Annotated in this window: 8 protein-coding genes; 3 read left to right on the top strand and 5 right to left on the bottom strand. The window is 62.7% G+C overall.

Annotation, left to right across the window (positions count from 1 at the left end):
• Positions 1-48: 48 nt before the first annotated feature.
• From M1D34_RS20925 to M1D34_RS20915, 3 genes are all read right to left on the bottom strand, one after another.
• Positions 49-1575: an ABC transporter substrate-binding protein gene (locus tag M1D34_RS20925; RefSeq protein ID WP_498784190.1), complete on the bottom strand. Its 1527-nt coding sequence runs from the start codon at positions 1573-1575 to the stop codon at positions 49-51.
• A gap of 454 nt (positions 1576-2029) precedes the next feature.
• Entirely contained in the window at positions 2030-3157 is a 1128-nt protein-coding gene (locus tag M1D34_RS20920) for an NAD(P)/FAD-dependent oxidoreductase (RefSeq protein WP_498784188.1), read from the bottom strand.
• A gap of 79 nt (positions 3158-3236) precedes the next feature.
• On the bottom strand, positions 3237-4190 hold the full coding sequence (locus M1D34_RS20915) for a LysR family transcriptional regulator (protein WP_498784187.1): 954 nt from the start codon (positions 4188-4190) through the stop codon (positions 3237-3239).
• A gap of 187 nt (positions 4191-4377) precedes the next feature.
• On the opposite strand from M1D34_RS20915, the gene M1D34_RS20910 reads away from it, so the two are divergent.
• Together M1D34_RS20910 and M1D34_RS20905 are read left to right on the top strand one after the other, a co-directional pair.
• On the top strand, positions 4378-5565 hold the full coding sequence (locus M1D34_RS20910) for an acyl-CoA dehydrogenase (protein WP_003536470.1): 1188 nt from the start codon (positions 4378-4380) through the stop codon (positions 5563-5565).
• An 11-nt stretch (positions 5566-5576) separates the two neighbouring features.
• Positions 5577-6761 (top strand): CaiB/BaiF CoA transferase family protein, encoded by a 1185-nt coding sequence (locus M1D34_RS20905; protein ID WP_498784185.1) that lies wholly within the window; start codon positions 5577-5579, stop codon positions 6759-6761.
• A gap of 191 nt (positions 6762-6952) precedes the next feature.
• Here the strand turns inward: M1D34_RS20905 and htpG are convergent, their stop codons facing one another.
• A complete protein-coding gene (gene htpG, locus M1D34_RS20900) occupies positions 6953-8842 on the bottom strand; it encodes a molecular chaperone HtpG (RefSeq protein ID WP_498784183.1) in 1890 nt (629 codons plus the stop codon).
• 104 nt (positions 8843-8946) lie between these two features.
• On the opposite strand from htpG, the gene M1D34_RS20895 reads away from it, so the two are divergent.
• A complete protein-coding gene (locus tag M1D34_RS20895; RefSeq protein WP_498784181.1) occupies positions 8947-10125 on the top strand; it encodes an acetate/propionate family kinase in 1179 nt (392 codons plus the stop codon).
• Between the two features lie 216 nt (positions 10126-10341).
• Here M1D34_RS20895 and M1D34_RS20890 read toward each other — a convergent pair whose 3' ends face one another.
• On the bottom strand, positions 10342-11817 hold the full coding sequence (locus M1D34_RS20890) for an NAD-dependent succinate-semialdehyde dehydrogenase (protein ID WP_127614388.1): 1476 nt from the start codon (positions 11815-11817) through the stop codon (positions 10342-10344).
• Between the last annotated feature and the right edge of the window lie 29 nt (positions 11818-11846).

Here is an 11846-nt window from a genome sequence, read left to right as displayed (position 1 = left end):
GCAAAGGACACCGGCTCGAGCGAGCCGATGTCTCCGACTGAGGAATGATCATTTCGTAATCGACGCATTCCAGAAAAATGGCCAAGGGGCCGGATCGACGCCTTCCAGTTTTGTCGACTTGGCAGCCACCGCGTTGAAATTACCGATCTTCATGAAGGCCGCGTCGTCATAGATCGCCTTTTGGACATCGGCGAAGAGCGCAACGCGCCTGTTTGGATCGACCTCAGAAGTGAATGCATCCACGGCTGCCTTGCGGGCAGGGGTGTTCCACCAGCCCGGCGAACTGGTCGAAAGCGAGCCGATCAGAGCCGGCTCCGGCAGGAACGGGCTGTGGGTGATATAGACGTCCCAAAGCTTGGGATCGGCCCGGCGCTGCGTCAGCGTTGCCCAGTCGACCACCTGCATGTCGACGGTAAAGCCGGCAAGCTTGAGATATTCCGCCGCGACCTGGGCCATCTTGTAATGAAATTCATATTGGCGGCTGGTGAGAATCCGCAGTGGCTCGCCATTGTAACCGGCGGACTTCAGCGCTGCCGCCGCGCCTTCCGGGTCCGCCACATTGTAGGCTCCGTCAGTGCCCGCTTCGGTATGCCAGGAATAGGCCTCCGGGTAGATCGCACCATCGAGGGAAAAGAAGTCTGGGCTGCCGAAGGCCGCAGCCATCATGTCTTCCATGCTGATCGCCTGGCGGATGGCCTTGCGCACGGCTACGTCCTTGTTCAGCCCCTCGGCCGTATTGAAAACAAAGACCGGATAGCCGAATGGCTTGAGCATGATCGGCTGCGTCGAGGCCGAAGCCTTGACCTTGTCGAAAGATTCGACCGGGATGGAATCCACATAGTCATACTGGCCGGATACTGCCGCTTCGACGCGCGTGTTCGGATCAGGAACGGGGACAAAGCGGATTTCGTCGAGATACTGGTGTCGCGCGCCGCCGTAGCCATCGCTCTCCCCGGCCCGGGACTTGTAGCCCTCGAAACGGGTCAGCTGGATATATTGGTCGGCCTTGCGCTCCTTGAGCATGTAGGGACCTGTACCGATGAAGTCCTTCATCACGTCATCCTGCTTTTCCGACGGGATGATGATGGCTGCCGAATTGTTGAAGGCGAGCAGGGACGCCAGCGGCGCGTAGGGCTGCGTCAGGGTGATCTTCACCGTTGCCAGATCGGCAGCTTCGATGGAAGCAATGAAGCCTGCTGCCTGCTTGCCCCGCGAGGCAATCTTTTCCCAGCGGGCAAGAGAGGCGACAACATCCTCGGATGTCATGTCTGTATCATCGTGGAACTTGATACCGGTACGCAGCTTGATTGTGTAGGTTTTACCGTCGGCGCTGATGTCCGGCAGGCTATCGGCCAGAAGCGGTGTGACGTTCCAGTTCTTGTCGAATGTGTAGAGGGTCTCGAAAATATGCTGCGTGACGATACCGACGAGATCGGCCGTCGATGACATCGGATCAAGCGTCGGCGGCTCACCGATCGTGGCGACATTGACGATGCCGCCCTTTTCTTGGGCGAAAAGGCCGGAAGGAAGGATTGTCAGTGCAGTTCCCAGTAGAAGTGCAGTCACCGTTTTCACGTTGAAGCCCCCTTATTCCCTTATTATGGTATATGTATTCTTATAACAGAATATTGGATAAGCGGTGGCTGTCAATCGAAAATTGAGTTGCCACACATTTCCATTGTCTACTCGGCGGCCGATCGCCCCCGGAGCTTCGTCCATGGCGCCGTCTAAGATCTCGATTTAACGGAGTTCAACATTGTGCGCGCAGACCCAGATCTTTGTGGCGTTTGCACAGTAGGCCCGGCGAACCATCCTCGCTGCGCGCCTTTCCGGGTTGATTTCGTTGAGAGCTTGAACACCGAAGGATCGGCACTTCGCAAACGATCCGAAACCTGGATGTAAAATCCAGCCTGCTCGATGTCACGAAACGGCTCCTCAGTCGCGTGACGGCTGCTCGACGACGATAAACGGAGTTGTGGCCTGTGGTTTTGGAGTTTGTCGCGATTGCGACCCGGCTCGCAAAATTGCTTCAGCTCGGCAGGCGACGCGGGTCGAAATGTCGGGGATCGAGTCCTTCGGCCCGGAAGCCTGCGGGCGGTGCGGTGTCGCTCAGAAGGGCAGCCGCCAGAGCGCCCAGCGCAGGCGAAGTGAGGATCCCATAGCCGCCCTGGCCAGCCAGCCAAAAGAAATCCGGGCAGCCTGGCGCAAAACCGATGACGGGCAGCCGGTCGGGGGAAAAGCTGCGCAGACCCGCCCAGCTCTTGACGATTCTTCTTACCGGGACCGTCGTCGCCTCCTCGACGTAGTGTGCGGCCCAGGCGACGTCGATCTCCTCCGGCTGAACGTCCGATGCTTCGCACGGCGTCGCGTCGGCGGGCGAGGCGAGCAGCCTCCCTCCCTCGGGCTTCATGTAAAAGTCTTCGTCTACCTCGTTGATTTCCGGAAGCTTTGCTGCATCTATGCCTGCAGGCAGGTCGACGGTGATGGCGGTGCGCCGATGCGGGACGATGCCGCTCGGGCTTACGCCGAAGACCGCGGCAACCGGGTCCGCCCAGGCACCGGCCGCGTTGACGACGACCTTGGCCCCGATCTCACCGGCCGCCGTGCCCAGCAGCCAGCCCGATCCATGATGCCGAGCGGCAAGGATTTCATGGCGCTCGAGGATGTCGCAGCCGTTGCGGCGGGCGCCCTTGACGTAGCCCTGGAGCAGGTTCTCGACTTCGATGTCCCAGAAATTCGGGTCGTGGAAGGCGGCTGCGACATAGTCGGGCTTGAGGATCGGAACGCAGGCAAGCGCCTCGTCCTTCGCGAGCCGCTGGATTTCTGGTGTGAATTCGCGTTCTTCGGCGAGCAGCTTTTCAAATCGATCGAGTTTCCCGGCACCCGCGATCATCACGCCGCCGCGCTGCCTTAGCAGCGGCACTTCGCTAAAGCCTTCCGGCGGCCGATCGAAGAAGGCCCTCGATATCGTCGCGAGCTTGCAGATCTCCGGCGCGTTGTATCTGAGAACGAACTCGGCGGCCGAGCGGCCGGTGCTGTGATAGCCGAGCGCCTCCTCCCGTTCCAGGACGGCGACGGAACGACGCGGGCTCAGAAAATAGGCGAGCGACAAGCCGGCGATCCCGCCCCCGATAATCACGACGTCGTAGTTTGGCATGTACCGCTCCCCGCAACTTGCCGGCGGAGAATAGGGACGGTTCGAGCACCGCTCAAATTTATAGTGGCAAATGTCGCTATCAATCCTGCTGATGGTAGCAATGATCCAACGCTTCGGTGTCGGCGACATGGGCGAGGAAGGCGGCTTCGGCCGGATTGAGAATGGAATTCGGATTCGAAATGCGGAAAACGTCGGTCGTCGGCAGGTCGCGATAGGGGGGCAACTGCCACAAATCTCCCGCCGCGACGGCCTCGCTGGCGATATGGTCGGGCAGCATGCCGATCCCGACATTGGCGGCGATCAGCCGCATAACCTCCTCGACGTTGCAGGAGACGCCCCGAACCTGCTGGCCGAAGGAGCCTACGGCGCGGACTGCGGTCACGGAATTCATGTGCTGACCGCCGAGCACATCCGCTATGAAGGCGATGTAAGGATCGCCGCGCAGATCGTGGAAATCGACGCCTCCGACGCCGAAAAGCCGGTGGCCGCGGCCGCAGTAGAGCGCGTAGCGTTCGCGTATGTGGAAGCTCTTGTTCAAGCCCTCCGGTATGATGCCGTCGCAGAGACCCATCGTCGCAATGTTGCGCTCGACGGCGCTCAACACGTCGACGGTCGTTGCCACCGTCATGGAAATCGTGACCTTCGGATGCATGCGGAAGAAGCTGCCGAGCTTCCGGTCCCAGGCGGGATTGTGGGCGTGGCTCACCGCATGGATGTTGAGATGGCCGGTGATCTCCTCGCCCGCCGTTTCCAGAACATGCGGCAGGCGAATGACGGCCGCGAAGATGTCGCGGCACTGGAGGTGCAGTTTCTCACCCGCTTCCGTCAGATCGAAACGCCCCGGACGGCGGTCGATCAGTTTCTGCCCGATGGTCTGCTCGAGCCGTTTGAGGGCCATGCTGACGGCGGGCTGCTGCAGGAGCAGCCGATTTGCGGCCGCCGTGATGCTGCCTTCCTCGACGACCACGACGAAGGTGCGCAACAGGTTCCAATCGAGATTGTGGGCGAAACGTTCAAGGCGGTTGTTGGTCATGGTGGCCGGCGGAGCGAAAATGTACTTTATGCATATTCAGAAGAATGGTCGCTTGCACAAGGCCAATCGCCACGGCGTCGATCAGATGAATCATGCAGCGGGCGCATGAGCCAGTGTCTCAATTTCGTTTGAAAGCCTTGATCCGGCTTGCGATAACACAGACGCGACAATGCGACGGGAGATAGAGATGGCCGGCAAAAGCCAATTCCAGTGGGACGATCCGTTCCTCCTCGAGGATCAACTGAGCGAAGACGAGCGGATGATCCGCGACACGGCGCGCGCCTATGCCCAGGAAAAGCTGCAGCCGCGCGTGATCGATGCTTACCGCGAGGAGACGACGGACCCGTCGATCTTCCGCGAGATGGGCGACCTCGGCCTGCTCGGCGTGACCGTGCCCGACACCTATGGCGGCGTCGGCGCGTCCTACGTCGCCTACGGTCTCGTCGCACGCGAGGTGGAGCGCGTCGATTCCGGCTATCGCTCGATGATGAGCGTGCAATCGTCGCTCGTCATTTATCCGATTTTCGCCTACGGCTCGGAAGAGCAGAAGCGGAAGTACCTTCCGAAGCTTATCAGCGGCGAGTGGATCGGCTGCTTCGGGCTGACCGAGCCGGACGCCGGCTCCGATCCGGCGGGCATGAAGACCCGGGCGATCAAGACCGAGGGCGGCTACCGTCTGGTCGGCTCCAAGATGTGGATCTCCAATGCGCCGCTCGCCGATGTCTTCGTCGTCTGGGCGAAATCGGAAGCACATGACAATGCCATCCGGGGTTTCGTGCTGGAAAAAGGCGCGAAAGGCCTTTCCGCACCGAAGATCGGAGGCAAGCTCTCGCTGCGCGCCTCGATCACCGGCGAAATCGTCCTCGACAATGTCGAGGTCGGAGAGGAGGCGCTGCTGCCGAACGTCGAGGGGCTGAAGGGACCATTCGGCTGCCTCAACCGTGCTCGCTACGGAATTTCCTGGGGCGCGCTCGGCGCGGCCGAATTCTGCTGGCATGCAGCCCGCCAGTACGGTCTCGACCGCAAGCAGTTCAACCGGCCGCTCGCACAGACCCAGCTTTTCCAGAAGAAGCTCGCCGACATGCAGACCGAGATCGCGCTCGGGCTGCAGGGCTCGCTCCGGGTCGGACGGCTGATGGACGAAGGCCGCATGGCGCCGGAGATGATCTCCATCGTCAAGCGCAACAATTGCGGCAAGGCACTCGATATCGCACGCATGGCCCGCGACATGCACGGCGGCAACGGCATTTCCGAGGAATATCAGGTCATGCGCCACATGATGAACCTCGAGACCGTCAACACCTATGAGGGCACGCACGACGTGCATGCGCTGATCCTCGGCCGCGCCCAGACCGGGCTGCAGGCCTTCTTCTGAGCGCCGCCGCCATGGAAGCGCCGCTCAAGGGCATCCGCGTGCTCGAACTTGCCCGCATCCTGGCGGGGCCCTGGATCGGGCAGACCCTCGCCGATCTCGGCGCTGACGTCATCAAGGTCGAGAGCCCGGCCGGAGACGACACCCGGACCTGGGGACCTCCCTTCGTGAAAGGGGAAGACGACGAAAGGCTGGATGCCGCCTATTTCCACGCGTGCAACCGCGGCAAGAGGTCTGTCGTTCTCGATTTTACGACCGCAGAGGGGCAGGAGGCGGTGCGCCGCCTTGCCGCGCAATCCGACGTTCTGCTCGAGAACTTCAAGGTCGGCGGTCTCGCCAAATACGGCCTCGATTATGAAAGCCTGAGGAAAGTCAATCCGCGCCTCATCTATTGCTCGGTGACCGGATTCGGTCAGGACGGGCCCTATGCTCACCGCGCCGGCTACGACTACATCGTCCAGGGCATGAGCGGCATCATGGACCTGACGGGCGAGCCGGAACGCGAACCGCAAAAGATCGGCGTTGCCTTTGCCGATATTTTCACGGGGCTCTATGGTGTCATCGCCGTTCAGGCGGCCCTGGCGCAGCGGGAACGCACGGGGGCGGGCCAGCAGATCGACATGGCGCTGCTCGACTGCATGACGGGCGTGCTCGCCAATCAGGCGCTGAACTTTCTCGTTTCCGGCAAGGCGCCGCGCCGGCTCGGCAATGCCCATCCGAATATCGCACCTTACCAGGTGTTCCCGACCTCCGACGGGCACCTGATCGTCGCCGTCGGTAACGACCGCCAATTCGTGAAATTCTGCGAACTCCTCGGCCGACCGGACCTCGCGGCCGACGCGCGCTACCGCACCAATGCAGACCGCGTGCAGCACCGCGACAGCCTGACGCCGGAACTTGCGGCGCAAACCGGGAAGTACGAGAGGGACACGCTGCTCGAAAAGCTCGAAGCGTCAGGCGTTCCCGGCGGCCCCATCAACACCATCGCCGACGTATTCGCCGACCCTCAGATCGTTCATCGGCAGATGCGGGTGGACACGCCGCATACCGGTGCAGCCGCGGGAACATCGCCGGGCGTCAGAACGCCGATCCGCTTTTCCGGCGCAACCCTTGCCCTGGACCGTGGCGTGCCTCGGCTCGGGGAACATACGGAAGAGGTGCTCGCCGAACTCGGGATGAATCTGCCGAAGGGCGGATAAGTGAATTTCAGCCCTGAATATATGCCCCTCACCCTAACCCTCTCCCCGCAAGCGGGGCGAGGGGACGAGTGCGAGGCCGCCGCGAGTCCCCTTCGCCCCGCTTGCGGGGAGAAGGTGGCCGGTAGGCCGGATGAGGGGCTTTTCTCCAAGAGCGTTTCACGGCTTCATTGAAACATCGAGACGTTAATGCCTCACTCCTTCAAAGCCCGGCCGAATACGCGCGACAGCCGTTCTGCAAAGGCGCGCGGGTCCTCGGGCCTGTCGCCGTCGAGGACGCGTGCCTGGTCGAGGAGAAGCTTGACCGCGTCCTCGCGGAAGGCCTTGTCCTCCGAGGGGCAGGCGGCAAGCGCGGCGATCAGCTGATGGCCGGGATTGATTTCGAGGACGGGTTTTGGCGCGCCCTCGATACGCCCGGCACCCTGCAGCATCTTCTGGAGCTGCCGGTCCGGTCCCTGTTCGGGCGCAACCAGGCAGACGGCGCTTTCCGTCAGCCGGTCGGAGGTTCGCACGTCTGAGACAGCCTCGCCGAGCGTCTCCCTGGCGAAGCTTACGAAGTCGGTGACTGCGGCGCCTGCTTCCGGGGAAGCGGCGGCCGCATCGTCCTTCTTGGCGATGCCCGCGAGATCTGCCGCACCTTGCGTGATTGACTTGAACGGCTTTCCATCGAAGTCGGGCGCGGTCGTCACCCAGAAGCTGTCGACCGGGCACGTCAGGAGAAGCACCTCGATGCCGCGGGCGCGAAAACCTTCGAGCTGGGGCGACGCCTTCAGCTGGGCGAGGTTGTCGCCGGTCAGGTAGTAGATAGCCGACTGGCCTTCCTTCATCTCCTTGACGTAGTCGCTTAAGGCGCGCGGCTTGTCGTCATCCGCGGTCGTGCGGAAGCGCGACAGCGCAAGAAGCTGGCCCCGCCGCTCGAAATCTTCGTAAATGCCCTCCTTGATCACGCTGCCGAAGTTTTCCCAGATCTTGGCGAAGGCCTCGGGATCGCTTTCCGCAAGCTTTTCGATGCTTGTCAGGACTCGGTTCGTCAGCCCCTTGCGGATATTTGCGAGAAGAGGACTTTCCTGGATCATTTCCCGCGAGACGTTGAGCGGCAGATCGGCCGTGTCGACAAGGCCGCGTACGAAGCGCAGGTAGCGCGGCAGCAGCTCCGCCTCGTCGGTGATGAAGACGCGCTTGACGTAGAGCTTCATCCGGCCTTTGCGATCGGGGTCGAAAAGATCGAAGGGCTTCGAGCCCGGCACGAAGGCCAGCGCGGTATATTCATGGCGCCCCTCGGCGCGGAAATGTACCGTCAGCGCCGGCTCGTCATACTGCCCGGCAACGCCGCGATAGAAGTCCGTATAATCGTCCTGGCTGATCTCGCTTTTCTGCTTCGTCCAGAGCGCCGTGCCGTCTGCTACCTGTGCCGGTTCTGCTCCGGGCTTTTCGACGATCGAGATCGGAACCGGCACGTGACCGGACTGCTCCTTGACGATGCGCTCGACCGTCCAGCGCGAGGTGAAGGTCTTGGCGTCGTCCATCAGATGCAGCGTAATGCGCGTACCGCGCGCCGGCGCGTCCGCGAGATCGACCGCCGAAACCGTGTAGCTGCCCTTGCCGTCGGATGCCCAGTGCCAGGCCTTGTCGGTACCGGCGCGGCGGGAAACGACATCGACATTGTCGGCGACCATGAAGGCCGAATAGAAGCCGACGCCGAACTGGCCGATGAGCTGGGCGCCGTCCTTGTTCTGCGCTGCTTCGATCCGCTCCATGAAGGCGCGCGTGCCGGAGCGCGCAATCGTGCCCAGCGATTCGACAAGCTCGTCGCGGCCCATGCCGATGCCGTTGTCCTCGATGATCAGGCGGGCATTCTCCTCGTCGAGCGTCAGCGTGATGCGCGAGGCGGGATCGCTGCCGAGGAGTTCCGGGGCGACGATCGCTTCGTAGCGCAGCTTTTCGCAGGCGTCGGCCGCGTTCGAAATCAGTTCGCGGAGAAAGACGTTCTTGTCGGAATAGACGGAGTGCACCATCAGGTGCAGCAGCTTCGCCACATCGGCTTCGAAGACATGTTTCTCTACGGACGTTTCGACTTCACTCATCGCGTTTTCGGCCTCCTTGATGTTTGCTCCCAATTGGCAAGCCTCGGCCTGAATTTCAAGGGTCGTCTTGCGGCAGCCCCGCTTCGGTGCGAAGCTCCTATCCGATGGAAGCGCTGCTCGTCATCAATGCCGGCTCGTCCAGCCTGAAGTTCCAGATCTTCGGGATCGCCACTGCGGGGCTCGAGCGGCAGGTTCGTGCGAAACTGGACGGCATCGGAACCCAGCCGCGCCTGAAGGCGACGGCAGCCGACGGCACCGAGCTCATCGATCGGCGCTTAGATGCGACCGCCGCCCCCGACCTTCCCGCGGCCCTCTCGGTAGCACGCGACTGGCTGGCGACGCTTCGCGGTTTCGACCTCCGGGCGATCGGCCACAGGGTGGTGCATGGCGGTCCGGATTACGTCCGGCCGGTGCTGATCGACACGACGGTGCTCGACCGTCTGGCAAGCTATCAGGACCTCGCGCCGCTGCACCAGCCCAACAATCTCGCGCCGATCCGGCTCGCCATGGAAATCAAGCCCGACGTGCCGCAGGTTGCCTGTTTCGACACGGCCTTCCATCGGGGCCGCGCCGAGCACACCGATTGCTACGCCCTGCCGCGCACCTTCTATGAGCAAGGTGTGCGGCGCTATGGCTTTCATGGGATTTCCTATGAGTATATCGCCGGTCGGCTGCGCGAGGTGGCGCCGGAGGTCGCCCGCGGCCGGGTGATCGTCGCCCATCTCGGCAGCGGCGCGTCGATGTGCGCGCTGAAGGACGGACGCAGCGTCGAGACGACGATGGGCTTTACCGCGCTTGACGGGCTGCCGATGGGCACGCGACCGGGCCAATTGGATCCCGGCGTCGTTCTCCACCTGCTCACGGACCAGGGTATGAGTGCACAAGCCGTGTCGGACCTCCTCTACCACCGGTCCGGCCTGAAAGGTCTCTCCGGCATATCGAACGACATGCGCGAGCTTCTGGAGAGCGATGACCCGCGCGCTTCCTTCGCGATAGACCATTTCGTGCATCGCTGCGCGCTCGATGCCGGCATGCTGGCCGCAGCCTTGGGCGGCCTCGACGCTTTCGTCTTTACCGCCGGTATCGGCGAAAACTCCGCGCCGATCCGGGCCCGTATTTCCGAAGGTCTCGCCTGGCTCGGCGCGCAGCTCGATCCGGCCGCAAACGATGCAGGCGCCTCGGTCATCTCGAAGGCAGGGAGCCGTGTCGCGCTCCACGTCGTGCCCACCGACGAGGAACTGATGATCGCCCGCCATACGCTTGCGATCATCCGTGCTTCTTGAAGAGCCGGCCCGAAAACTGATCGTTCCGACAGACCCCCTCTGGCCTGCCGGCCATCTCCCCCACAAGGGGGGAGACGATTTGCGGCATGTTTCACGCTTCAGCCGAAGCGTCCACATGTAGAAGCGTTCAGCATGAGACAGATGGCAAGCTGCACATATTCTCCCCCTTGTGGGGGAGATGGCCGGCAGGCCAGAGGGGGCCGTTCCGGCACCCGGTCAGATGTTTCCCATGCAGAGATATTTCATCTCGAGATAGTCCTCGAGACCGTGGCGGGAGCCCTCCCGGCCGATGCCCGATTGCTTGATGCCGCCGAAGGGAGCGGCCTCGGAAGACATGCGGCCCGTATTGATGCCGACCATGCCGTATTCCAGAGCCTCGGCGACATGCCAGACCCGCTTGAGGTTCTCGGCGTAGAAATAGGCGGCGAGACCGTAGATCGTATCGTTCGCCTCGGCCACCACCTGTTCGGCGGTCTCGAAGCGGATGATCGGGGCGATCGGCCCGAATGTCTCTTCCTGGGCGATGCGCATGTCGTGCGAGATGCCGGTAAGCACGGTCGGTTCGAAGAAGGTGCCGGTCGTTCCGATCCGGCTGCCGCCCGAGCGCACTTGCGCTCCCTTGGCTACGGCGTCGGCCACATGCGCCTCGATCTTGTCGATCGCGTGGGCGTCGATCATCGGACCGATGGCGACGTCGGGAGCAAAACCGTCACCGACCGTGAGTTCGCGCACGCGCGCGACGAACTTCTCGGCGAATGCGTCATGCACCGCGGATTGCACATAAATCCGGTTCGCCGAAACGCAGGTCTGGCCGGCATTGCGGAATTTCGCCTGGACCGCGCCGTCCACCGCCTCGTCGATATCGGCGTCGTCGAAGACAATGAAGGGGGCATTGCCGCCGAGCTCGAGGCTTACCTTCTTGATCTGGTCGGAGCATTGCCGCATCAGGAGCCTTCCGACCTCCGTCGATCCGGTGAAGCTGATCTTGCGAACCTTGGGATTGCTGCAGAGTTCGCGCCCGATCGGGGCGCCTTCAGAGGCGTAGAGGAGATTGAGTACGCCTTCGGGGAAGCCCGCCTTCTCGGCAAGAGCGAACATCGCACCTGCCACCAGCGGCGTCTGTTCGGCGGGCTTCAGGACGATCGTGCAGCCGGCGGCAAGCGCCGGGGAAATCTTGCGGGCGACCATCGAGGCCGGGAAATTCCAGGGCGTGATCGTGCCGACAACGCCGACCGGCTGCTTGATCACGAGCATACGCCGATCGTTGGCGGGTGCCGGGAAGGTCTCGCCGTAGACGCGCTTGGCTTCCTCCGCGTACCACTCGACATAGGATGCGGCGTGCAGGACTTCTCCCTTTGCCTCGCCGAGGGGCTTGCCCATTTCGGCGGTCAGGATAGCGGCGAGGTCGTCGGCATGCTCGACGATCAGGTCATGCCAGCGGCGCAGGATGATGCTGCGATCCTTGGCCGGCTTGCCGGCCCAGAGAGGCTGGGCGAGGGCGGCCGCGTCGATAGCCGTGCGTGCGTCATCGATCCCCATGTCGGGAAGCGTCGCCAGTAGCTCGCCGGTCGATGGGTTGGAAACATCGAACACGGGGCCGGCCGGCTGCCCGGAAGACCGCGTGACCTCGTCGAGGGAGGCGAAGAGCTTCGGCCGCCGGATGTGTCTGGTGAGTGCGGGCGTCAGGGCCATCGGGCGTCCTCCCACGACGCCTGCGGCGA

It is taken from the genome of Ensifer sp. D2-11, from assembly GCF_054161295.1.
The sequence above is the reverse complement of the archived record's forward strand: the minus strand, read 5'-3'. Positions and strand labels throughout refer to the sequence as shown.